Origin of the sequence: Streptomyces sp. NBC_00878 (genome assembly GCF_026341515.1) — a bacterium.
In the GTDB taxonomy this organism is placed as follows: Bacteria; Actinomycetota; Actinomycetes; order Streptomycetales; family Streptomycetaceae; genus Streptomyces.
In genome coordinates, this window is the sequence record NZ_JAPEOK010000001.1 from 9,424,665 (window position 1) to 9,447,814 (window position 23,150).

Below are 23,150 nucleotides of genomic sequence, written 5' to 3' on the forward strand. Positions count from 1 at the left end.
ATCACTGGCCGAACTGCTTGCGCCAACTATCGATCAGCGCGGGCATCTCACGCGTCACGTAGGCGTAGAAGTCCTGCATCTCGTGCAGGCGGTGAGCCGTGGCGGTGTTCTCGCCCGCAGCGTCGATGCCTTCCTGGGCCGCGTCGTGCATCACGCTGAGCACGGCGTTCTGCTGGGACATGAGAGTGGCCCAGGCGCCTTCACGAAAGCGGTAGTGGTCGCGGCGGCTGCCGGGAGCTGGGACGCGCTCGACCAGTCCGACGGGAATGAGCTGCTTGATCGCGGTGGAGACCGCACCCGAACTGATGGACAGCTCCTGGCACAGATCGGCTGCGGTCATCGTGTCCTGCTCGGTGTAGAGCAGTGCGGTCATCACCCGGGCCGTGGTCTTCTGCATCCCGCCCTGGGCCAGGGTCAGAGCCAGCCTCTCGGCCACATCACGCAGCCGCTCCCTCGCGTCGTCCATGCCTCTCAGAGTACCGAACCCTGCGAAAGCTCAATGTGTTCAAAATTCTCTGAAAGTTCGATACGTTCCGAGTCATGGAGAGTGCGATCGAGCTCCGCGAGCTCACCAAGACCTACGGGTCCCGCCGTGGCCTGACAAGCCTGTCCCTCGGCGTCCGTGTCGGCGAGATCTTCGGCTACCTCGGCCCGAATGGAGCCGGGAAGACCACCACCATCCGCCTCTTGCTCGACCTGATCCGCCCGACGGCCGGCCGGGCCACCATCCTCGGCCTGGACGCCCGCACCGACGGGGTCGCTCTGCGCCGCCGCGTCGGCTATCTCCCCGGCGACTTCGTCGTCGACGGACGCCAGAGGGCCCGCGACTGTCTGCACTTCCTCGCCGACCTGCGCGGCGGCGTACCGCCGCCTGCATCGCCTGTACCGAACGCCGGGAGTCCCCAGAGCAGGCCGTGAGCGTCCCTTGCCGACTGCCGTGGCACTCCGATCGCGGACCGTGTCGGCCACGGGCAAGAGCCGTCTCACGTCTTCTCCCCGTAGACGAACCGCTCGATCTCGGAGACGGCCAGGTCACGTCCGGTCGGCCGGATATAGCGCGCGAGGTATTCCTGTGTGCCGACCTGTTCCCGTTGGGCCCAGCCGTACTCCTGAAGCAGGCTCCGAGCGTCGTCGGGGTCGAGACCGAAGTGCCACATCGGTTGCTTCACGACGAAGTCGTGGTGGGCCTGCTCGGCTCCGTAGAAGTCGATTCCGTCGAGGAAGTCCCTGCGGAGGTAGGTGAAGATCAATCGGCTGCCGAGGGCGGCCTTGGCGAGGAATGCGAGGGTCCTGCGCACGCCGTCCTCCGTCAGGTACTGCGTCACCGCCTCCCAGACGAACATCGTCGGAGTCTCCGGATCGAGGCCATGGGCGGGCAGCACGTCGGCGAGGTCATCGGTCTGGAAGTCAACCGGGACCAGAACCACGTGATCGGGTACCCGACCGTAGACCGCCTCCAGCCGTTGCCGCTTGTAGGCGATGTTGGCCGACAGGTCGATCTCGAACGCCCGCGCGCCTGTCGGCGGCACCAGTCGGTACGCTCGGGTGTCCAGGCCCGCGCCGAGGAACACGAACTGCTCGATCCCTGCCCGTAGCGCTTCGGAGACCTTGTCGTCGGCATACCGTTTACGGGACAGGACGCTCGCCCAAAGACCCAGGGCCTTCTTGTCCGTCGCGCCGGTCAGGAGATCGCGAACAGCGCGCCACCTGCAGGCCCCGACGACGAGCCGCAGGCCGGGCGGAAGGAAGCGGACGGCCAGCTCGTCGCTGAGCACCCGCTGGGATTCGGGAAGGTGCTGCTCGCAGGCCGCGATCACCATCGGGCCTAACGCGGTCTGTGCCGCGGGGGGGCGCTTGGTCACAGTCGTCTCTCCTTCGTGGAACGGGCTGCGGAAGGCGGTGGCGGCGCGTCGGCGAAGACCTGCTCCATCCAGAGGAAAACCTCGTGCGCGGCGCCGATCCTGGCGCCGCGGGTGGCGGAAGGGCCGGCCAATGTCATGCCGTCGCGCATGATCTGGCCGAGCGAGGCGAGCGAGGCGATCTGCCGTTGTACGACCTTCTCCCAGGCGTCGTCGTCGACCCGGTAGTACACCGTGCGGCTTCCCGGCTTGGTGAGCTGGTGCAGAAAACCGACCGAGCTCAGCAACCGCAGGTTGGTCGACAGCGAAGCCCGGCTCGCCCCGATCGCGGCGGCGATCTCCTCCGTGGACTGCTCAGGCGGGTCGCAGATCATCAACCAGCCCAACACCCGGCCGGCGATCAGCGGCACACCGTCCTGGTCCGCGCAGTACTTCGCGATCCGCTCGACCCACTCCAGCACGTCCTCGTTGCTCGACTCCGTCATACGACGCACCGCCCTTCAGTTGGTTCATTAACACCTAGGTGTTTCACTCTCAACTGAAACTAGGTCCCACGCTGCCCTGCGGCAAGACCGGGGCTGGGAACCTTGCCCGATTTCCGCAGCGCCGATCCTGGACGGCGACCGGCCTGCCCCGGAAAGGAACTGGTCAGCGCTCCGTGTCGTACGGTTCCCGCTACCAGTCGACGAGGGTGGCCATTTCGCGCTGGAAGAAGGCGTTGAAGTCCCGCATCTCGTGCAGGAGCCGCCCGGTGACGCTGTCCTCGCCCGTGGCCTGGACGCCCTCGGTGGCGGCGCCGCCCATGACGGCGAGCATGGCGTTCTGGTCGCTCATCAGCCTCGCCCAGGCATACTCGCGGAAGCGGTAGTGGTCCCGCCGGGTGCCGAGATCCGCTCGATCATGCCGATGGGAAGGAGTTGCTTGACCGCGCCCGAGACCGCACCGGAGCTGATCTGCAACTCGTCGCACAGGTCGTTGGCCGTCATGGTCTCCTGACGGCTGAAGAGCAGCGCGGTCATCACGCGCGCGGTGGTCTTCTGCATCCCACCCTGGGCCAGGGTGAGCGCGAGCCGCTCCGCTGCCTCGTCTAACTGCCTGCCCTGTCCGGTGCCCACGGCTCGGGTCCGTGACGTCTCGCGGGTCTGCTCGCTGTCCATGGTCTGCATCTTGCCGAGAACTCTCAACGGTCAGATATTTCAATATGTTTACAGATCTCTGAAACTTCGATACGTTCCGAGTCATGGAGAACGCGATCGAGCTCCGGGAGCTCACCAAGACGTATGGCACCCGACGGGGCCTGAGTGGACTCACCCTGGACGTCCGCGTCGGTGAGGTCTTCGGCTTCCTGGGCCCCAACGGTGCAGGCAAGTCCACCACCATCCGGCTCCTGCTCGACCTGATCCGCCCCACCTCGGGGAGCGCGGTCGTGCTCGGCTTGGACCCGCGTGCCGACGGCTTGCAGCTGCGTGCCCGGATCGGGTACCTGGCCGGCGACTTCGTCTGTGACGGGCGGCAGAACGTGCACGGCTACCTGCGCTTCCTCGCCGCACTGCGCGGTGGCGTACCGCAGGAGCGCATCGACAGCCTGGCCGACCGGTTTGGCCTCGACCAGGGCGCGCAGATCAAGAAACTGTCCAAGGGCAACCGGCAGAAGGTCGGCCTGGTGCAGGCGTTCATGCACACCCCCGAGCTGCTGGTCCTGGACGAACCCACCTCCGGGCTCGACCCGCTGGTCCAGCAGACCTTCCTCGACCTGGTCACGGAGGCCGCCGCAGGCGGTCAGACCGTGTTCATGTCCAGCCACGTCATGAGCGAGGTGGAGGCCGTCGCCGACCGGGTCGGCATCATCCGCGACGGGCTCCTCGTCGCCCTGGATACCGTCGCCGCCCTGCGCGCAGGGGCCGTCCGCGACATCGAGGTCACCTTCGCGCACCCCGTAACGGCGGGCTCCTTCACGGGAGTTGACGGACGGCTGCACCTCGACGCGGCCGGTACCACCCTCACCGGCCAGGTCACCGGCAGCCCCGACGCCCTCATCAAGGCCCTCGCCGCACATACCGTCACCGGCCTGCGCGCCACCGAACCCGCACTTGAAAAGCTCTTCCACTCCTACTACGAGGGTGCGGAATCCGCCCCGCGCAGCACGACAGGCCAGCCCGCCTGACCGGAGTCGGCTGCCTGCTGCCCCGACCCTTGCGCTCCCACCGAAAGGCCCTGCCATGAATCTGGCCGTCTACACCAAGTCCCTCTCCGACAGCCGCCGCGGCCTCATCGGCTGGATGCTCGGCACCGCCGCCGTCGGCATGATGTACGCCTCCACCTACCCCTCGCAGAAGGACAACACCGCGAGCCTGCCCGAGGCCCTGCGCGAGTCCCTGCACATCGACGCCACCGCCGCCGGCTACCTCCAGGCCAGCGTGTTCGGCCTGATCCTGCCCCTGCTGGCCATGATCTACGGTGCCGCCACCGGGTCCCGGGCCGTCGCGGGCGAGGAGGAGTCAGGGCAGCTAGACCTTGTCCTCGCCCATCCCCTCACCCGCACCCGGCTCGTCCTTCAGCGCTTCGCCGCGCTGGCCACCGGAGCAGGCGCGATCTCCCTTCTGGTCTGGCTCGCCCTGCTCGCCATCCGCGACAGCGCCGAACTCACCAGCGTCACTCCGGCCGAACTGCTCGCCCAGTGCGTGAACCTGGCCCTGCTCGGCATCGTCTTCGGAGCCCTCTCGCTCGGGCTCGGGGCCGCCTTCGGCCGCCGTACCGTCGTCCTCGCGGGCACCGCCGCCATCGGGGTCCTGGCCTACACCGCACACACCTTCGCCGCGCAGATCGGCGCGGACCAGCTCGCGTACCTCTCGCCCTTCCATCACTACATCGGCGGCCAGCCGCTGCGGAACGGCTTCCAGTGGGCCGACATCGGCATCCTCGCCGCGACGGCCAGTGCCCTCGTGGCTCTGGGCACGTGGCGCTTCGCGCGCCGGGACATCAACACCTGACGCCCTGCCCCGGGCGACGAGAGCAGGCCGCGTCTCAGCCGGACGATCCCTGCGAGCCACCGCCGGGTAGGGTGACGGCCGCGCGGGGTTTGACGGGCTCCGTACGAAGCCCATACCAATCCTTGACGGACTGGACGTACACAAGGAAGGCAGCCGGTGGCAGGACGTTCCGCGCAGGCGCGCCGGTCGCTGTTCACCGCGCACCCGGCCCGCACGGTCGTGCTGGCCTTCGCCGCCGTGATCGCCCTGGGGGCAGGGCTGCTCGCGCTGCCGGTCGCAGCCGAGGACGGTACGGCCACCGGGCTGGTCACCGCACTGTTCACGTCCACCTCGGCCGTGTGCGTGACGGGCCTGGCGGTGGTGGACACGGGCACGTACTGGAGCGGCTTCGGCGAGGGCGTGATCCTCGCTCTGATCCAGGTCGGCGGCTTCGGCATCATGACGATGGCCTCCCTGCTCGCCCTGCTCGTCTCAGGGAAACTGCGGCTGAGGATGCAGCTCACCGCTCAGGCGGAGACCAAGAGCCTGGACATCGGCGACGTACGCCGGGTGCTGCTCGGCGTGGCCGGCACGACGCTGATCGTGGAACTCGCGGTCGGCGCGGTCCTCTCCCTGCGGTTCCGTTTCGGCTACGGCAACTCCATCGGCGACGCCGTATACCTGGGCTACTTCCACGCCGTGTCGGCCTTCAACAACGCCGGTTTCGGCCTGCACGCCGACAGCCTCACCCGCTACGCCCAGGACCCGTGGGTCACCCTGCCGATCGCCGTGGCCGTGATCCTCGGCGGACTCGGCTTCCCGGTGCTCCTGGAGCTGCTGCGTCACCGGCACCGCCGACGCACCACCGGCCGCCGAAACTGGACCCTGCACACGAAGCTGACGCTGGTCACCACTGTGGTCCTGCTGGCTGTCGGCACAGGGCTGACCTGTCTGCTGGAATGGACCAACTCGGGCACCCTGGGCCCGCACGACTGGCCCGAGAAGCTTCTGAACGGGTTCTTCCATTCCACGATGACCCGGACCGCGGGCTTCAACTCCCTTGATATCGGGGCGATGCACGCCTCCACGCTCCTGATGACCTGCATGCTCATGTTCGTCGGCGGCGGCAGCGCGGGCACCGCCGGCGGCATCAAGGTCACCACCTTCGCGGTGCTGGCCGTCGCGATCATCGCCGAGGTCCGCGGCGAACCCAATTCCGCGGTCCTCGGACGCAAGCTGGGCCCGCACGTGTTGCGTCAGGCCCTGACCGTGGCGCTGCTCGGCATCGGCCTGGTCATGACCGCCACGCTCGCCCTGCTGAGCACCACCTCCCTGCCCTTCGAGCAGGTCCTTTTCGAGGTCGTCTCGGCCTTCGCCACCGTCGGCCTGTCCACCGGCATCACCGCCGACTTTCCGGCCACCGGTCAGCTGATTTTGACCCTGCTGATGTTCATCGGCCGCCTGGGACCGGTCACCCTGGTCTCGGCGCTGGCCCTGCGCGAGCGCAAACGCCGCTACGAACTGCCCGAGGAGCGACCCGTCATTGGCTGACTACCTGCACAAACTGCGACTTCGGCGCCGCAAGCGTCTCACCCAGCAGCACGCCCAGACCGTCGGCGACCAGCGGGTCGCGGTCATCGGCCTGGGCCGCTTCGGCTCCTCCCTCGCCAACGAGCTGATGCGGCGCGGCTGGGACGTCCTCGGCATCGACACCGACGCCCGCCTCGTCCAGCGGATGAGCGACGGACTGACCCACTCGGCGGTCGCCGACTGCACCGACCCCGAGGTGCTCCACCAGCTCGGCGTCCACGAGTTCACCAGCGCCGTAGTCGGCATCGGCACCGACATCGAGGCCAGCATCCTCATCGCCTCCAACCTGCTGGAGGCCAAGGTGCCCAACATCTGGGCCAAGGCCATCAGCCGCCAGCACGGCCAGATCCTCGAACGCCTCGGCGTCCACCACGTCGTCCTGCCCGAGCACGAGATGGGCGAGCGCGTCGCCCACCTCGTCACCGGCCGGATGCTGGACTTCATCGAATTCGACGACGACTACGCCCTGGTCAAGACCGTCGCCCCGGACATCGCCACCGGTGTCCCGCTCGGCCAGAGCCAGGTGCGCACCAAGTACGGCGTCACGGTCGTCGGCATCAAGCGCCCCGGCGAGGACTTCACCTACGCCAGCGCGGAGACGGTCGTCCAGAAGGGCGACGTCATCGTGGTCACCGGCAAGATCCACGCGGTGGAAGCCTTCGCCGAGCTCAGCTGAGGCGTATGGAGTGCGTCAAAGGTGTACGGGGCGCCGTCAGGGAGGCGTTAAGGACGGCCGCAGCCGCCTGGAAAGCGGATTTCCTCTAGAGGTCCGTTCTTCCCGAACCTCATCCAGGAGCTTGCGATGGCCGACGTGGCCTTCGTCCTCACCACGATCGCGGTGTTCGTGCTTGTGGCTCTCGTCGCCAAGGGGGTGACGAAGCTGTGACCGCCGAGAACGTCATCGGACTGGTCGTGGCCGTCGCCCTGCTGGGTTATCTCGTCCTCGCCCTGATCTTCCCGGAGAGGTTCTGAGCACGCCCATGAGCTCCGTTCTTGCTGACGTGCTCCTGGTGGCCGCGCTCATCGGCGCGCTCGCCCTGGTGCACCGCCCCCTCGGCGACTACATGGCCGCCGTCTACAGCTCCAAGAAGCACCTGCGCGTCGAGAAGTGGATCTACCGCTCGGTCGGTGCGAACCCGGACGCGGAGATGCGCTGGCCCGCCTACCTGCGCGGTGTCCTGGCGTTCTCCGCGGTCGGCGTGATCTTCCTGTATGTGCTCCAGCGGGTGCAGGACAAGCTGCCGCTGTCGCTCGGCTTCAAGCCGATCACCCCGGACCAGGCGTTCAACACGGCCGTGTCGTTCGTGTCCAACACCAACTGGCAGTCGTACTCGGGTGAGACGGCGATGAGCCACGTCACCCAGACCGCCGGGCTGGCCGTGCAGAACTTCGTGTCCGCGGCCGTCGGTATCGCCGTCGCCGTGGCGCTGGTGCGCGGCTTCGCCAGGTCCCGCACCGGGGATCTGGGCAACTTCTGGACGGACCTGGTGCGCGGCGTCGTCCGTATCCTGCTGCCGCTCTCCGTAATCGCGGCCGTGCTCCTCATCGCGGCTGGAGCCATCCAGAACTTCGGCGACCTCCACACCATCACCACGCTGACCGGCGACAAGCAGGCCATCAGCCCCGGCGCCGTGGCCTCGCAGGAGGCCATCAAGGACGTGGGCACGAACGGCGGCGGCTTCTTCAATGCCAACTCCGCCCACCCCTTCGAGAACCCCAACGGCTTCACCAATCTGCTGGAGATCTTCCTGCTGCTGCTGATCCCGTTCTCCCTGCCGCGCACCTTCGGCAAGATGGTCGGCAACGTGCGTCAGGGCTACGCGATCGTCGCGGCGATGGGAATCATCTGGTTCCTCGCCGTCGTCGCGGTGACCTGGATCGAGTACGCCCACCCCGGCGCCGCCTCGCAGATCGCGGGCGGTTCCATGGAGGGCAAGGAACAGCGCTTCGGCGAGGGCCCATCCTCACTGTTCGCGGTCTCCACGACGATGACCTCGACCGGCTCGGTCAACTCTTTCCACGACTCCTACCAAGGGTTGTCCGGCGGCGTTCTGCTGCTCGGCATGATGCTCGGTGAGATCGCACCCGGCGGCGTCGGTTCCGGTCTCTACGGCATGCTGATCATGGCGATCATCGCGGTGTTCCTCGCAGGGCTGATGGTCGGCCGGACGCCCGAGTACCTGGGCAAGAAGATCGGCACCCGCGAGATCAAGCTGGCCGCCTGCTACATCCTGATCACCCCGGCCCTGGTGCTGATCGGCACCGCGGTGGCCATGGCCCTGCCGGACGGCAAGGAAGCCATGACCAACATCGGCGCGCACGGCTTCTCCGAAGTCCTGTACGCCTACACGTCGGCTTCCAACAACAACGGCTCCGCCTTCGCGGGCTTCGGCGCCAACACGGAGTTCTTCAACACCACGCTGGGCCTGTGCATGACGCTAGGCCGGTTCCTGCCCATGGTGTTCGTGCTGGCCCTGGCGGGCTCGCTCGCCGAGCAGAAGCCCATCCCCGCCACCGCGGGCACATTGCGCACCGAGAAGCCGCTGTTCACCGGCCTGCTGGTGGGCGCAATCATGATCATCACCGGTCTGACGTTCTTCCCGGCCCTCGCGCTGGGCCCGCTCGCCGAGGGGCTGGGGACATGACCACCAACATAGAGAAGCAAGAGGACCCGATGTCCACGGTTACCCCGACCCGGGCACCGCACCAGGACGTACCGACCGGACACAAGCACCCCGAGGGCCGCGTCGGCGCCGGTCTCTTCGACCCCAAGCAACTGGTGAAGTCGCTGCCGGACGCCTGCCGCAAGCTCGACCCGCGGGTAATGGTCAAAGCACCCGTCATGTTCGTGGTGCTGGTCGGCTCGGTGGTCACCACCGTGCTCGCGATCAAGGATCCTGGCGACGGGTTCGGCTGGGTCATCACCGCCTGGCTCTGGCTGACTGTCGTCTTCGCCAACCTGGCGGAGGCGGTCGCCGAGGGCCGCGGCAAGGCGCAGGCCGACACCCTGCGCAAGGCCAAGACCGACACCGTCGCCCGCCGCCTCGCCGGAGACGTCGAGGAGCGGGTGCCGGGCACCGAGCTGAAGGTCGGCGACCTGGTCGTCTGCGAGGCCGGCGACATCATTCCTGGCGACGGTGACGTCGTCGAAGGTGTCGCCAGCGTCGATGAGTCGGCCATCACCGGCGAGTCGGCGCCCGTGATCCGCGAGTCCGGCGGTGACCGATCGGCTGTCACGGGCGGTACGAAGGTCCTCTCCGACCGGATCGTCATCAAGATCACGACGAAGCCCGGTGAGACCTTCATCGACCGGATGATCAACCTGGTCGAGGGCGCGACGAGGCAGAAGACGCCGAACGAGATCGCCCTGAACATCCTGCTCGCCTCGCTGACCATCGTCTTCCTGCTCGCAGTCGTGACGCTGAAGCCGTTCGCCATCTACGCGGGCGCCGACAGGCAGACCTCGATGATCGTGCTCACGGCCCTGCTGGTCTGCCTGATCCCGACCACGATCGGCGCGCTGCTCTCCGCAATCGGTATCGCAGGCATGGACCGGCTGGTGCAGCGCAATGTGCTGGCCATGTCGGGGCGGGCCGTCGAGGCCGCCGGTGACGTGTCGACGCTACTGCTGGACAAGACGGGCACGATCACGCTCGGCAACCGGCAGGCCGCCGAATTCGTACCCGTTCGCGGCACCACCGAGGCCGAAGTCGCCGACGCCGCCCAGCTCTCCTCGCTGGCCGACGAGACCCCTGAAGGCCGCTCCATCGTCGTACTCGCCAAGGAGAAGTACGGGCTGCGCGAGCGCCACCAAGGGGAGCTGGCCGGCGCCGAGTGGATCGCCTTCACCGCGCAGACCCGGATGTCGGGTGTGGATGTCGACGGGCGCAAGGTCCGCAAGGGCGCGGCCGGGTCGGTCATCGTCTGGGTGCGGGAACAGGGTGGCGAGGTCGCCGAGGACGCGGACACCATCACCAACCGAATCTCCGAGGCAGGCGGCACTCCCTTGCTGGTCGCCGTCCAGGACGACCAGGGCGCCCGCGTCCTGGGTGTCATCCACCTCAAGGACGTCGTCAAGGACGGCATGCGGGAGCGGTTCAAGGAACTGCGCCGCATGGGCATCAAGACGATCATGATCACGGGCGACAACCCCCTGACCGCCAAGGCGATCGCGGACGAGGCAGGCGTCGACGACTTCCTCGCCGAGGCCACACCCGAAGACAAGATGGCCCTCATCAAGCGCGAGCAGGCCGGCGGCAAGCTCGTCGCGATGACCGGCGACGGCACCAACGACGCCCCCGCACTCGCGCAGGCGGACGTGGGCGTCGCCATGAACACGGGCACGTCGGCCGCCAAAGAGGCCGGCAACATGGTCGACCTCGACTCCAACCCGACCAAACTCATCGAGATCGTCGAGATCGGCAAGCAACTCCTCATCACCCGGGGCGCGTTGACGACATTCTCCATCGCCAACGACGTCGCGAAATACTTCGCGATCATCCCGGCAATGTTCGCCGTCGCCTACCCGTCGCTGGACAAGCTCAACATCATGGGCCTGGCCTCGCCGGAGTCTGCGATCCTCTCCGCCGTCATCTTCAACGCCCTGATCATCATCGCGCTTGTACCGCTCGCCCTGCGCGGCGTGCAGTACCGGCCTATGAGCGCGGACAAGATGCTCCGCCGCAACCTCGGCATCTACGGCCTGGGCGGGTTGATCGCCCCGTTCATCGGCATCAAGATCATCGACGTACTCATCTCGCTGATCCCCGGGATCGGATGAAGGACATGAACACTTCTGTGGTGAACACCGCGCGGATGCTGTGGGCCGCGCTGCGCATGCTGCTCGTCCTCACTCTGGTGACCGGCATCATCTACCCGCTGGTGGTGACGGGCATCGGACAGGTCGCCTTCCACGACCAGGCCAACGGCTCGATGGTAAAGGCCGACGGCAAGGAGGTCGGATCGACGCTGATCGGGCAGAGCTGGAACATCAAGGGCACCGACAAGCCGGACCCGAAGTGGTTCCAGGGCCGCCCCTCCAACAGCGGCTACGACCCGCTGGCCACCGGCTCCAGCCAGCTGGGCGCCAGTGACCCGACCCTGGTCAAGCACGTGAAAGCGGCGAAGAAGCAGGTCGCCGAGTTCAACGGCGTCCCCGAGTCCGAGGTGCCCGTCGACGCGGTCACCGGCTCGGCCTCCGCCATCGACCCGGACATCTCCCCGCAGTACGCGGACATCCAGGTCAAGCGGGTCGCCGAGGCGAACGGGCTGACGGTCGCCCAGGTCGAGAAGCTGGTCAAGGACCATCCCCAGGGCCGTACGTTCGGCTTCCTAGACCAGCCGCGCGTCAACGTCCTCGAGCTCAACATCGCGCTCAAGGAACTGGCCAAGAACTGATGGCTTTAGCAGGCAGGACCGCGACCGAGGGCCGGTGGGCCCAGAGCTTCCGTTCCCCCGGCCCCCGGCGCGGCTCCGGACGCCTGACCCCGTCCACCGAAGACAGGAAGGCCGCACACCGATGACCCAGGTGCTGGTGGTGGAGGACGATCCACAGCTCGTACGAGCCCTCGTGATCAACATGCAGGCCCGGCAGTACGGGGTGGACGCGGCACCGGACGGCACCACTGCCCTGCGGCTCGCCGCCGCCCGCCAGCCCGACGTGGTCGTCCTCGACCTCGGGCTGCCCGACATGGACGGAGTCGAGGTGATCAAGGCGCTGCGGGGCTGGACCAGGACACCCATCCTCGTCCTGTCCGCACGCCGCGCCTCCGAGGAGAAGGTGGCCGCGCTGGACGCGGGGGCCGACGACTACATCACCAAGCCGTTCAGCATGGACGAACTGCTCGCCCGGCTGCGCGCCGCCGTCCGCCGCACCGAGGCCGTGCCCCTGGCCCCTGAGACCACCGTGGTGACGACCGACGACTTCACCGTCGACCTGCTGGCCAAGAAGGCCGGCCGTGACGGCCGCGACATCCGGCTGACCCCCACGGAGTGGCACCTGCTGGAGATCCTGGTCTGCAATCCCGGCCGCCTGGTGGCACAGAAGCAGCTGCTCCAGGAGGTTTGGGGCCCCACGTACGCCACCAAGACGAACTACCTTCGGGTGTACATGGCCCAGCTCAGGCGCAAACTCGAACCGGACCCTGCCCACCCCCGCTACCTGATTACAAAGCCGGGTATGGGCTACCGCTTCGAAACCTGACCTGCCAGGCGATTCTCCCCCATCCGCACGACAGCAGAGACGAGACCATGGCACGCGGCAAGCTCCGGATCTATCTCGGCGCGGCGCCGGGCGTCGGCAAGACCTACGCCATGCTCTCCGAGGCGCACCGCCGTATCGAGCGCGGCACCGACTGCGTGGTCGCCTTCGTCGAGCACCACCACCGGCCGCGCACCGAGGTGATGCTGCACGGACTGGAGGAGATCTCGCGCAAGGAACTGGAATACCGGGACACCACGTTCACCGAGATGGACGTGGACGCCGTCCTGGCCCGGCGTCCACAGGTGGCCCTGGTGGACGAACTCGCCCACACCAACATCCCCGGATCCCGCAACGCCAAGCGCTGGCAGGACGTCGAGGAGCTGCTGGACGCCGGGATCGACGTCGTGTCGACGGTGAACATCCAGCACCTGGAGTCCCTGGGCGACGTCGTGGAGTCGATAACCGGTATACGGCAGCAGGAGACGGTCCCGGACGAGGTCGTGCGCCGGGCGGACCAGATCGAGCTGGTCGACATGTCTCCGCAGGCGCTGCGCCGCCGGATGGCGCACGGCAACATCTACAAGCCCGACAAGGTCGACGCGGCCCTGTCCAACTACTTCCGGCCCGGCAACCTCACCGCCCTGCGCGAGCTGGCCCTGCTGTGGGTGGCCGACCGGGTCGACGAGTACCTCCAGCAGTATCGCAGCGAGCACCAGGTGACCAAGATCTGGGGCTCACGCGAGCGCATCGTGGTGGGCCTGACCGGCGGGCCGGAGGGCCGCACGCTGATCCGTCGCGCCGCCCGGCTCGCCGAGAAGGGCGCCGGCGGCGAGGTCCTGGCCGTCTACATCGCCCGCAGCGACGGCCTGACCTCCGCGTCCCCGAAGGAGCTGGCCGTTCAGCGCACCCTGGTGGAGGACCTGGGCGGCACCTTCCACCACGTCATCGGCGACGACATCCCGGCGGCCCTGCTGGAGTTCGCCCGCGGGGTCAACGCCACCCAGATCGTCCTCGGAGTCTCCCGGCGCAAGGGCTGGCAGTACGTCTTCGGACCGGGTGTCGGCGCGACCGTCGCCAGGGAATCCGGCCCCGACCTCGACGTCCACCTCATCACCCACGACGAGGCCGGCAAGGGCCGCGGACTGCCCATCGCCCGGGGTGCACGGCTCGGCCGGGCGCGGATCATCTGGGGCTGGCTGGTCGGCGTGGCCGGCCCAGTGCTGCTCGCGCTGCTGCTGACCCACATCGCCGCAGAGCTCGGCCTCGCCAACAACGTCCTGCTGTTCCTGTCACTGACGGTGGCCGCAGCCCTGCTCGGCGGCCTGCTCCCGGCACTGGCCTCGGCGACCGTCGGGTCGGCGCTCCTCAACTGGTTCTTCACCCCTCCCGTCCGTACCTGGACCATCGCCGACCCGAAGAACATCGTCGCGATCGCCGTCTTCTTCGCGGTGGCCGCCTCCGTCGCCTCCGTGGTCGACCTGGCCGCCCGGCGCACCGATCAGGCGGCCCGGCTGCGCGCCGAATCCGAGATCCTCTCTTTTCTCGCCGGCAGTGTCCTGCGTGGCGAGACCAGCCTGGAAGCCCTGCTGGAGCGGGTGAGGGAGACGTTCGGTATGGAGTCGGTAGCGCTGCTGGAACGGGAGAACGACGTCGCCCCGTGGGCCTGCGCGGGCCGGGTGGGCAACGCGCAGCCGGTCAAGCGCCCGGAGGACGCGGACGTGGACATGCCGGTCGGCGACCACATGGCCCTCGCCCTGTCCGGACGCGTCCTGCCGGCCTCCGACCGCCGGGTGCTCGCCGCGTTCGCCGCCCAGGCGGCCGTCGTCCTGGACCGCCAGCGGCTCCAGCACGAGGCCGACCAGGCCAAGGAGCTGGCTGAGGGCAACCGTATCCGCACCGCCCTGCTCGCTGCCGTCAGCCACGACCTGCGCACCCCCCTGGCCGGCATCAAGGCATCCGTCTCCTCTCTGCGCTCCGACGACGTGGAGTGGTCTGAGGAAGACCAGGCCGAGCTGCTGGCCGCGATCGAGGACGGCGCCGACCGCCTCGACCATCTCGTCGGCAACCTCCTTGACATGTCCCGCCTCCAGACCGGAACCCTCACCCCTCTCATCCGCGAGGTCGACCTCGACGAGGTGGTCCCCATGGCGCTCGTCGGCATACCGGACCCCGAGACGGCCGTCGTCCTGGACATCCCCGAGACCCTGCCGATGGTCGCCGTCGACAAGGGGCTGCTGGAGCGCTCCGTCGCCAACGTCGTCGAGAACGCGGTCAAGTACAGCCCCGACGGCGAGCCGGTGACCGTCTCGGCCAGCATCCTCGCCGACCGCGTGGAGGTCCGGGTCGTGGACCGCGGCCTTGGCGTCCCCGACGAGGCAAAGGACCGCATCTTCGAGCCCTTCCAGCGCTACGGCGACGCCCCGCGCGGAGCGGGTGTGGGCCTGGGGCTCGCCGTGGCGCGCGGCTTCGTCGAGGCCATGGGTGGCACCCTCACCGCCGAGGACACACCCGGCGGCGGCCTCACCATGGTCCTCACCCTCCCCGCCGCCCCCAGCCACACGTCGGCCCCCGCAGATCTTCCGGCCACGGCGACGCCGTAGCCCGCCGCGTGGCACACTTCCGCATTCGCGGCGTCAGGGATGCGTCAAGGCAGAGGTGTCGCTCTGGCCGGGGGGACGCGCCTTCATCTGGTTCTGCCAGGACCGGCCCGCGATCGCCGACCGTGTTCGCGACTTCCTTCTGGCCTGACTGTGTCTGGCGCCAAAGGGGGGAGACGTGGCCGACGAGGCGCGGTACGTGGCATTGCGGTGAGCAAGCACGCCGGTCTTGCTGGCCTGCCTCCTCTGCTGGCGCCCCAGTCGCTGGCCGCCGTGGTCGGCGCGGGTTGTCAGCGACACGCGCCAATCTCGTCGGCGATGGGCTGTTCGACGGCGGCACGTACAAGGTGAAGCACGACGGGAAGCTCAAGATTCTTCAGGAACCCCTCACCAACGGCCACATTGCCGAAACTCACCCGATCGGACCCGACCACACAGACTGTCGGCAGTTCCGACCCCCGGAAGGGCGCTGTCCGGGAGGGATGGATGATTCGGGCACCGGGCTCAAGTCCCCCTCGTCCATACTGCCGTCGTTGTGGGTGAAGATGTGCCGTGCCACCCACGTCTTGGTGAGGCGCCGTTATGGGCCCGGGACCGAGTACGGTTCGCAGGCCGGCGTAGCCGGTATCCATGACAGATCGGCCATGGAGCGGCGCTGGAAGACGGAGTCTTGCTGCGCAGACGATCCTCGGCGTTCGGTACAGCGGCGGGGCGGGGCCACCGCGATCGGTCGCGCCTCGGGCTTTGCCGGCCGGTCGGGTTACGGGGTGCTGCCCATCTCCGCGGTGAAGACCTCGGGGTCGCTGTCGAACCCCCGGAGCATCTTGTGAAACTCCCATGATGTGGAGGCGTCCCGGGTGAACTCCGCGACCGTTGTGGCGGTGGATCCGGAGACCTGCGCGAAGTTGTCCTTGAGGAGTTCCTTGTAGCCCTCGGCGACGAGCACTCCGGCGTTCGACAGGTCACCGAAGGTTTTGGGGCCGCTGTTCTGGTGGATTGCCACGCCCACGACCACCCGTGCGAAGGAGGGGGCGAGGCGATCGAGCTCCAGGGTCATCACTTCGACGTAGCCGAAGCCCTGGCCGGTCTGGCTGTGCCGGCTCATGTTGATGGTGCCGTCCGGTGAGCGGCTGTCGAAGTGGACGATGTACACCGGTCTCCCGTACGGGGCGTCCGCCGAGTAGGTCGCGGCGATGATGTCGAGATGGTGGGGTGGCTGGTTCCAGGGACTTGGATCCCACTTGAGCCGTACCTCGGCCTTCCGCACGCCCTGGTTGCCGCTGCTCACCGGATTGCTGCCTCTCGCGTATCGAGTCGTCAAAGGATGGTCCCCGCATGGTCAAGTATGGCTCTCGGGCATCCTGTTGAAGCCTCGGGCGGCAGCTCGCGTATGGGCTCGAGGTGTGCACACGCTTTGGCCGGCGCAGGGGGTTGAGGCGTATGGCGACCTGCGGGGCGGCGCACGACGTGGATCGTCTGCAGTGCCTCGCCTCGTCGGCGGCCTGTGACCGGGGCTGCAACTGGTGCCGCGTTCGCGCAGCACCGCCGGGCGTGAGCATCTGGCTTCTTGGCCGCGCATGCAGGGGTGCAGTTCGTTCAACGTCACCCGGTCCATGAGAAGCCCCAGTTCAGGGCCTGGGGCTTCCATTGTGGAAGGCGGCTCTCCGATTTGGAGGAACCCTCCGGGCGGCCGCGGAAGTCTGTGCGTCTGGATGGGGCTCTTTGTGACGGTCGTGTCCCGATGTCAAACGGCGGCGATGCCTTCCATGCCGGACTCGTCGAAGGCGGGAAGGTCCTCGGCCGTCGTGACTTTGGTGAGGGAGCCGTTGGCTTCGACGCGGAAGCCGTCGACGGTGCCGGAGACGGCGTTCTGGACGTAGACGAATTTCTCGTCCTCGGTCACGGCGAGGTCGATGACGCCCTGCGAGTTGGCGGAGGGCGGGGCGGCGATGCCCACCTCGTTGGTCAGGGCCAGCTTGCCTCGCTTGTCCATGCGGTATCCGGTGACGGTGGAGTTTCCGGTGTTGCCGCCGTAGAAGAAGTCGCCCGCGCGCTCCAGCCAGCACAGGACCTCCTGGCCGCTGGACAGGGGCTGTTGAAGAACCTGAGTTTCCCGTCGTGCTTCACCTTGTACGTGGTGACGGTGGACTTCTCGGCCTCGGCGACCAGCATCCGTTTCCCGGTCTTGTCGAAGCTGATCGCGAACGGGACGCCGCCGGCCGACTTGTTGACGACCGGTTCGGCTACGGCCAGCAGGCCGTCGCGCTTCATCGGGAAGACTTCGACGGTGTTGTTGCCCTTGGTGGTGACGATCAGATTGCGCCCGTCCGGGGCGAACTCGACCTCGCCCGGCGAGCTGTCGAAGCGCGGTGTGTCCTCGTTGTCCAGGCCCAGGGAACGGTGGGACCCCTTGAGGGGTTTGAGCCCCTTGCTGGTGATCCTGAAGCCCTGGACGCTGCCCTCGCCGCCGGCATTCATGACGTACGCGACCGTGCCGTGCACCGCGATACTGGCCGGGAACTTGCCGCGGGAGTCCACGACGCGCGGGTTCTTGAGCTGTTGTCCTTCGACGCGGAAGGAGGTCACCGTGCCGCTGCCCGCGTTGACGGCCAGCAGCATGCCTGAAGCATCGTCATAGACGAGTGAGCCCTGGGAGGCGAGCGAGTCGGTGGGTGCGTCGACCTGGTCACCGCCCTGGCCGCCGGTCGCGAAGGTCCCTGAGGGACTCAGTTTGCCGTCGTCGCCTCGCGCGAACACATGGATGGTGTTGCCGTCCAGCTCGTTGCCCTGGACGAAGACCGCATGGTCGGCTCCGGCGGCGCTCCCGGAGTACTGGCTCGCCGAGGCCAGTGACACAGCCACCGTGGCCGCCCCGGCGATGGCCAGGACCCCGCCGCCGATCACGATGCGCCGTGTCCTGGACTTCACCCGGTGACCGCCATGTATGTCGGCGGGCCGGCTCGTGCGACGGTGGGTCTTGCGGCTGCTGTGCATGTCTATGTCCCGTTCCTCTGTGTCGGCGCAGTGCGGTGCACGGGTGTGGACGACACCAGAGTGGCCAGTGGGAGCGGTGTGCCGATGCGGAACGGTGGCCGCGTCAGACTCTCGTAAGACGGTCCTGGTGGCAGGGCGACAGGGCTTCCTGGCGGTGGGCAGGCGACGAAACTTCCTCGCCGGGCGCGGGTTCTCGTGCCCGGCAAGCCTTGTGTTCGTGAATCACCGAGTCACTCGGTCTGAGGACGGCAAGCGCCTTACGGAACTCTTACGCGGCCGTTTCGGATGCCCTCGCGCACCTACGCTCGCAGGCATGTCGACCATCCGACGCATTGCTCTCGTCACCGCCGCCCCACTGGTCCTGGCTGCAGCGGGCATCGCGCATCCGCACGGGCTGTCCAGATCGACGGCCGCGGACTGGGCGCACCTTCACATCGCACTGTTGCCGGTCTTTCCGCTGCTCACAGTCGGTCTCCTGGTTCCTTTGTGGCATCGGCCCCGGCTCGGGCTCGCGGGCTTTGCCACTGTGGTGGCCTGGGCGGGTGCCTTCGTCTACGCGGCCTTCTACACCGGCCTCGACGCGGTCGCCGGCATCGCGGCCGGAACCGCGGTCGAGCACGCCAACGCGACAGCGAGCCTCGGACCGGTCAAGCGCCCGCTCTACGACACGGGCGAGGCGCTGGGGCAGGCCGGCGCCTACGCCCTCATCGGCGCCATCGCGGCCACCGCGGTCGCGCTGCTCGCGAAACACGGCATCCGAGTACTTCCCGGCACGGTGGTGCTCCTCGCGGCGGGCTGGTCCTTCGTCGACAGCCACATCTTCTGGCCACGCGGCGTATGGACGATGCTCGGCTTCGCCCTGGGCTTCGCGCTGCTCACCTGGGGGACCGCGGTTGAGCGACCCACCGGCGAGACCGGCGTGCTGCCCCGCCGCCCAGCGGGCGATCACGGGACTGGAGGGTGACCGTGCCACCGCCCATGCCGAACAGGTGCTGGACGTCTACCGATCCGGCATCGTGGAGGGCAACGCGACCGCCGGGACCGAGCCCCGGCTGTGGCCGCCTACGACATGACCCTGTTGTACAGCCGTCGCCTCGGCGCCAAGGCGCGGGCGCACAGTCCTTGGCTGGATCGCCGCTCCACGCGTCTTCGACCGCTGCAGGAACTCGATACGACCAGAAGGGACATGCGGCAGGTCACTACGGTGTGGCAGCCGCAGACACTACGCCCCGGACTACCGGCGTTGGCTGCCGGTAACTACCGACGGTCTGTGTCAGCTGTCGTCCTGGACGGCGAGGGCGTAGTCCGCTTCGGTGGCGGAACGGACTGGATGGTCGGCTGGGGCAACGGTCGCCGTGGCTCGGACGGCTGCGGTCGCCAGGTATCCGCCGCCGATGACACTCAGTGGACTCGGTGCTGCGGGCTTGTGGTTGTCGCGCTCGTTGGGCCTGCTCATGCTCGACTCCTCGCGGTTCTGCCACCGCCACTCCGGTCCGGTGGCCAGGGGCCAGGCTTGCCGGTTCAGCAGCCTGAGTGGAGCTGGTTGGCCATCGTGTCAACCTCTCGTAAGAACTGGTCCGTACGCCTCCCGCTTCAACTACGTTGACCCGAACCTGCATGGTTCACCATGCATCGGGGCCCCGTAAGCGAGCTCCGGTCTCTGGGGGTATGGATGGCGCCCCACCACCGATCAAGAAGAATGTGACGTCCTGGCGCCCTCGGGCTGCACCGCGCCGCGATACCGGCCCGACAGCCTCCTGGGACTGGCAGCCATCACGTCAGCGGCAACGGAGGCCGACCCCAGGTACGCACCTGCCCGGCGCCCTGACGTGTCACCACTGTGATCCTCCGGTGGAGCGGCGTAGTGCCACCGCACCCCTCCGAACCGCAGTCGGAGTGAGGTTGATTCCAGCGTCGCGGGCGTTGTCAACCAACCCAACCCTCCTGAAGTCGCGGCTCAGCGCGGCGAGTTCTTACGAGAACCTGACGCGACGACCCAATGCCTCCGTCACAGCAGTCCCATGGGCAACTCTGGTCCCTGAACGAGACCTCGACAGAAGCGTCGAGAGCCGGAGAAACCCGCGAGTGAACAGACCAAGCAGGCCCGAGGGGCGAGAGGCGAATGCTTCCCACGACGGCCCAACCGACCCTTCGTCGGCAACGCGCCCCTCAATGGGACCACCTGGCAGGACATCGCTTTCTTCTGGTCCGACCCGCCTCCTGAAGTGGCGTTTGACCCAGAAGAGTTCGGAGGAAGAACATGCGGCGCAACACACGCAAACGATCGAAGACCACGGGCGGCAAGGCCATAGCCGCCGCTGCGGCTCTCACGCTCGGAGCAGGCGGGCTGGTGGCCGTGAACGTGTACGCCTCCGCCCACGAGACATCGGGCGACAACACCGTCAAACAGTCGCCTCAAGGCGGGACCGGGCAAGCTGCGGCCTCGGAGGCCTCGACCATCGACTGCCCCGACGTCGGTAGCCGACTGCAGCAGGTGCCGGACCGGGCCCGGGCCGAGGTCGACAGGGAACTTGCCGCACTGGACAGCCAGGTTTCCGAGGCTTACCAGAGGCTGCAGAGTTCAACCCGGGCCATACAGCAGGACAACAGCTTCGCAAACAACGCGATCATTGTCCCCCTCAAGGACAAGCGGGCCGCGACGATCGACCGGATCTCCACTGCCATCGGCAGGGCGGGGAACAAGCCGCAGGGACTCAAGGCACTGGCCGCCTGTACGCTCCGCGCTTCCGGCAACCAGAGCGACACCGGCGGCAACCAGAACGGCCAGGAGCAGGGCCAGGAGAACGGCCAGGGACAAGAGCAGGACAACGGGCAAGGCCAGCCCGCCAACGGCGGACAGGCAGGCAACGGGCCTGTCGCCGCCGACTTCGTCGACATCACCTCGGTGAAACCCAACGTGACACCACCCCGAGGGTCGCAGCAGGCCTCCCGGGGGACCTTCGCCACCCAGTGCGGTGTGAACGAGAACAAGCTGTACAACACCGACAACGTCATCGTGGCGCCCGGTGTGGACAACGGCGCTCATCACACGCATGACTATGTCGGCAACCAGGCGAACGACGCGTTCGCCGACAACGACGACTTCGCGGGCGGCGAGACAACCTGCCAGAACCAGGGGGACAAGTCCTCCTACTACTGGCCGGTCCTCCGGCTGCAGGACGGCACCAAGGAATTCGACGCCGAGCAGCAGGGCGGCGGCGCCGAGGGCAACGCCGGCAAGATCCTCACCGCATCGCAGGTGACCCTGGACTACGTGGGCAACGCGAGCAGCCAGGTCGTGGCCATGCCCAAATTCCTGCGGATCATCACCGGCGACGCCAAAGCATTCACCAACGGCACGACGAACGCCAACGCGGCGTGGAGCTGCACCGGTTTCGAGAACCGCCAGCTGACGGACAAGTACCCGATCTGTCCCGAGGGCAGCAGCCTGGTTCGGACGTCGAAGTTCCAGAGCTGCTGGGACGGCCAGAACGTCGACAGCGCCAACCACCGCGACCACGTCGCGTTCGCCGATCCGAAGACAGGCACCTGCCCGAGTGGCTTCAAGGCCGTTCCCCAGCTCGTACAGCGGCTGGTCTACGACGTGGACGCACCCAGCCTCAACGACAGCGGCCAGTCCAGCCCGTTCTACGCGGTGGACGGCTTCCCGGAGCAGATGCACAAGCCCATCACGGACCACGGTGACTTCGTCAACGTCTTCGACGAGCAGCTGATGAGCAAGATGGTCCAGTGCATCAACACCGGCCGCCAGTGCCAGTGATGACCTGCCTTGAGCACCACGGTGCACGCCGCGGTCGATGGCGAGATCCGACTGCACGGTGATGCTGTCCGCACCCTGGACGAAGTCCGTAACGTCCACCGGCCTACCATCCGGTCTACGGGGATCAGGAGTTGCCGATGCTGCTTCGCGCTATGGGTGTGTGAACACCGCGTGCGTCAGCGCTGGGCGCGCGGAGGCGCTTCGCCGCCCGGTCGCGTGGTGGGCTGGGGTGTATCGGTGGGCGGTCTGCCGGGTGTGCTGGTCTCGCCCAGGATCACGCGCGGGGGCTGTCTGCTCCCCGGCCGTACCCTGCTCCTCCTTCACCTCATTCATTGCTCTGGCCTCCGCTTTGAGGGTGCGTGCCAGCTTGCCCGCAGAGCGGGCGAGTTCGGGCAGCTTCTTGGCGGCGAGGACGGCTATGACGACGATGAGGATGATCGCGAGCCCGCTGAGTCCGAACATGTGGGTCCTGTCTGATGGGGCCCGGTCCGGGTACGGCCGAGGGCATCGGGCGGGGCGTCCTGGTCTACAGGTGGGGCGCGATGGACGGCAGCAGGTCCTGGAAGGTGCGGCCGGTGGCGGGTTCGCCGATGGCCTTCATCTGCCAGCCGCTGCCGGCGCGCTGGATCTTGGCCATGATCTGGGCGGTGTGCTCAACGCCGCAGGTGAGTGTGTAGCGGGCCGGTTCGGCTCCTGTGGTCTCGTCGACCAGGCGGCAGAAGGCGTTTTGTACTTCGGTGAAGGTCTGGCCGGCGAAGGAGTTGAGCGTAGAGACGAGCTGGTCGACCTGCGCGGGGACGCGGGGGCCAGGTCGACGAGGACGGCTTCGTCATCTCCGGCGCTGGCCCCGCCGCTGAGGCGGACGGAGCCGTCGTCGCTGACCCGTCCGGGCTCAGCAGATGCACACCGTCGACCACGCGATAACCCCGGCCGAGCTGGAGCGGACGGCCGCCCGCGTTGGGTACTCCTGCTTCCCCGCCGCCGGACCGGACAAGGCCCTGCTCGGCTACCTCCACATCAAGGACACCCTCGGCATCGCCGACCGGACCAGCCCTCCCGCACAGCGCCCTGCATCCCGTCACCAAGGTCCGCATCGACACCCCGCTGGACGACACCCTCACCGCGTTGCGCGCCGACGGCAGCCACCTGGCCGCGGGC

At 67.9% G+C, this 23,150-nt stretch carries 23 protein-coding genes and 2 pseudogenes; 14 read left to right on the plus strand and 11 right to left on the minus strand.

The genetic code is table 11. The annotated features are described in order from the left end of the window. Nucleotide 1 precedes the first annotated feature (1 nt). On the minus strand, nt 2-466 hold the full coding sequence (locus tag OHA11_RS40935; RefSeq protein WP_266505375.1) for a GbsR/MarR family transcriptional regulator: 465 nt from the start codon (nt 464-466) through the stop codon (nt 2-4). Nucleotides 467-540: 74 nt separating this feature from the next. Here OHA11_RS40935 and OHA11_RS40940 point away from each other — a divergent pair, with 74 nt between their 5' ends. Next, the gene (locus OHA11_RS40940; protein WP_266505377.1) at nt 541-918 is read left to right on the plus strand and encodes an ATP-binding cassette domain-containing protein; all 378 of its coding nucleotides are present in this window, start codon (nt 541-543) and stop codon (nt 916-918) included. Nucleotides 919-983: 65 nt separating this feature from the next. On the opposite strand, the gene OHA11_RS40945 is transcribed toward OHA11_RS40940, so the two are convergent. From OHA11_RS40945 to OHA11_RS40960, 4 genes are all read right to left on the minus strand, one after another. Beyond that, nucleotides 984-1,862: an SAM-dependent methyltransferase gene (locus OHA11_RS40945; protein ID WP_266505380.1), complete on the minus strand. Its 879-nt coding sequence runs from the start codon at nt 1,860-1,862 to the stop codon at nt 984-986. Then, on the minus strand, nt 1,859-2,344 hold the full coding sequence (locus tag OHA11_RS40950) for a GbsR/MarR family transcriptional regulator (RefSeq protein ID WP_266505383.1): 486 nt from the start codon (nt 2,342-2,344) through the stop codon (nt 1,859-1,861). The genes OHA11_RS40945 and OHA11_RS40950 overlap by 4 nt, the downstream gene beginning before the upstream one ends. 190 nt (nt 2,345-2,534) lie before the next feature. Further along, the gene (locus OHA11_RS40955) at nt 2,535-2,693 is read right to left on the minus strand and encodes a hypothetical protein (protein WP_266505385.1); all 159 of its coding nucleotides are present in this window, start codon (nt 2,691-2,693) and stop codon (nt 2,535-2,537) included. After that, on the minus strand, nt 2,693-3,016 hold the full coding sequence (locus tag OHA11_RS40960; protein ID WP_266505387.1) for a hypothetical protein: 324 nt from the start codon (nt 3,014-3,016) through the stop codon (nt 2,693-2,695). The genes OHA11_RS40955 and OHA11_RS40960 overlap by 1 nt, the downstream gene beginning before the upstream one ends. Before the next feature lie 83 nt (nt 3,017-3,099). Between OHA11_RS40960 and OHA11_RS40965 the strand changes: the two genes are divergently transcribed. The 10 genes from OHA11_RS40965 to OHA11_RS41010 all read left to right on the plus strand — a co-directional run bounded on the left by OHA11_RS40965 (nt 3,100) and on the right by OHA11_RS41010 (nt 15,220). Further along, nucleotides 3,100-4,023 carry an ABC transporter ATP-binding protein gene (locus OHA11_RS40965; RefSeq protein ID WP_266505389.1) on the plus strand — a complete coding sequence of 308 codons (924 nt, stop codon included), beginning with the start codon at nt 3,100-3,102 and terminating at the stop codon, nt 4,021-4,023. A gap of 55 nt (nt 4,024-4,078) precedes the next feature. After that, the gene (locus OHA11_RS40970) at nt 4,079-4,849 is read left to right on the plus strand and encodes an ABC transporter permease (protein WP_266505391.1); all 771 of its coding nucleotides are present in this window, start codon (nt 4,079-4,081) and stop codon (nt 4,847-4,849) included. 156 nt (nt 4,850-5,005) lie between these two features. After that, complete coding sequence (locus OHA11_RS40975; protein ID WP_266505398.1) at nt 5,006-6,379, plus strand: TrkH family potassium uptake protein; 1,374 nt, start codon at nt 5,006-5,008, stop codon at nt 6,377-6,379. Further along, nucleotides 6,372-7,094: a TrkA family potassium uptake protein gene (locus OHA11_RS40980; protein ID WP_266505400.1), complete on the plus strand. Its 723-nt coding sequence runs from the start codon at nt 6,372-6,374 to the stop codon at nt 7,092-7,094. The genes OHA11_RS40975 and OHA11_RS40980 overlap by 8 nt, the downstream gene beginning before the upstream one ends. Before the next feature lie 206 nt (nt 7,095-7,300). Next, on the plus strand, nt 7,301-7,390 hold the full coding sequence (kdpF, locus tag OHA11_RS40985) for a K(+)-transporting ATPase subunit F (protein WP_037667570.1): 90 nt from the start codon (nt 7,301-7,303) through the stop codon (nt 7,388-7,390). A gap of 8 nt (nt 7,391-7,398) precedes the next feature. Then, nucleotides 7,399-9,063 carry a potassium-transporting ATPase subunit KdpA gene (kdpA, locus tag OHA11_RS40990; protein ID WP_266505405.1) on the plus strand — a complete coding sequence of 555 codons (1,665 nt, stop codon included), beginning with the start codon at nt 7,399-7,401 and terminating at the stop codon, nt 9,061-9,063. Next, complete coding sequence (kdpB, locus tag OHA11_RS40995; protein ID WP_266505411.1) at nt 9,060-11,198, plus strand: potassium-transporting ATPase subunit KdpB; 2,139 nt, start codon at nt 9,060-9,062, stop codon at nt 11,196-11,198. The genes kdpA and kdpB overlap by 4 nt, the downstream gene beginning before the upstream one ends. Nucleotides 11,199-11,203: 5 nt before the next feature. Then, nucleotides 11,204-11,815: a potassium-transporting ATPase subunit KdpC gene (kdpC, locus tag OHA11_RS41000; RefSeq protein WP_266505413.1), complete on the plus strand. Its 612-nt coding sequence runs from the start codon at nt 11,204-11,206 to the stop codon at nt 11,813-11,815. Between the two features lie 121 nt (nt 11,816-11,936). After that, nucleotides 11,937-12,620, plus strand: coding sequence for a response regulator (locus OHA11_RS41005; protein ID WP_266505414.1), 684 nt, complete (start codon nt 11,937-11,939; stop codon nt 12,618-12,620). A gap of 47 nt (nt 12,621-12,667) precedes the next feature. Continuing rightward, the gene (locus tag OHA11_RS41010; RefSeq protein ID WP_266505416.1) at nt 12,668-15,220 is read left to right on the plus strand and encodes a sensor histidine kinase KdpD; all 2,553 of its coding nucleotides are present in this window, start codon (nt 12,668-12,670) and stop codon (nt 15,218-15,220) included. Between the two features lie 757 nt (nt 15,221-15,977). On the opposite strand, the gene OHA11_RS41015 is transcribed toward OHA11_RS41010, so the two are convergent. From OHA11_RS41015 to OHA11_RS41025, 3 genes are all read right to left on the minus strand, one after another. Further along, nucleotides 15,978-16,505, minus strand: coding sequence for a TerD family protein (locus OHA11_RS41015; RefSeq protein WP_266505417.1), 528 nt, complete (start codon nt 16,503-16,505; stop codon nt 15,978-15,980). 456 nt (nt 16,506-16,961) lie between these two features. Further along, a complete protein-coding gene (locus OHA11_RS41020) occupies nt 16,962-17,210 on the minus strand; it encodes a hypothetical protein (protein WP_266505419.1) in 249 nt (82 codons plus the stop codon). Then, the gene (locus OHA11_RS41025) at nt 17,183-18,211 is read right to left on the minus strand and encodes a beta-propeller fold lactonase family protein (protein ID WP_266505422.1); all 1,029 of its coding nucleotides are present in this window, start codon (nt 18,209-18,211) and stop codon (nt 17,183-17,185) included. The genes OHA11_RS41020 and OHA11_RS41025 overlap by 28 nt, the downstream gene beginning before the upstream one ends. Nucleotides 18,212-18,524: 313 nt before the next feature. Here OHA11_RS41025 and OHA11_RS41030 point away from each other — a divergent pair, with 313 nt between their 5' ends. Next, nucleotides 18,525-19,175 carry a hypothetical protein gene (locus tag OHA11_RS41030; RefSeq protein WP_266505425.1) on the plus strand — a complete coding sequence of 217 codons (651 nt, stop codon included), beginning with the start codon at nt 18,525-18,527 and terminating at the stop codon, nt 19,173-19,175. Between the two features lie 309 nt (nt 19,176-19,484). On the opposite strand, the gene OHA11_RS41035 is transcribed toward OHA11_RS41030, so the two are convergent. Beyond that, nucleotides 19,485-19,667 (minus strand): hypothetical protein, encoded by a 183-nt coding sequence (locus OHA11_RS41035; protein WP_266505427.1) that lies wholly within the window; start codon nt 19,665-19,667, stop codon nt 19,485-19,487. An 804-nt stretch (nt 19,668-20,471) separates the two neighbouring features. Here OHA11_RS41035 and OHA11_RS41040 point away from each other — a divergent pair. Beyond that, nucleotides 20,472-21,992 (plus strand): DUF1996 domain-containing protein, encoded by a 1,521-nt coding sequence (locus tag OHA11_RS41040; RefSeq protein ID WP_266505429.1) that lies wholly within the window; start codon nt 20,472-20,474, stop codon nt 21,990-21,992. Between the two features lie 150 nt (nt 21,993-22,142). On the opposite strand, the gene OHA11_RS41045 is transcribed toward OHA11_RS41040, so the two are convergent. Both OHA11_RS41045 and OHA11_RS41050 read right to left on the minus strand, forming a co-directional pair. Next, complete coding sequence (locus OHA11_RS41045; protein ID WP_266505431.1) at nt 22,143-22,454, minus strand: twin-arginine translocase TatA/TatE family subunit; 312 nt, start codon at nt 22,452-22,454, stop codon at nt 22,143-22,145. Nucleotides 22,455-22,518: 64 nt separating this feature from the next. Continuing rightward, nucleotides 22,519-22,874, minus strand: a pseudogene (locus OHA11_RS41050) (TerD family protein); the annotation flags it as partial. 14 nt (nt 22,875-22,888) lie between these two features. On the opposite strand from OHA11_RS41050, the pseudogene OHA11_RS41055 reads away from it, so the two are divergent. Then, nucleotides 22,889-23,147 (plus strand): annotated as a pseudogene (locus OHA11_RS41055) (hypothetical protein); the annotation flags it as partial. Nucleotides 23,148-23,150 lie beyond the last annotated feature (3 nt).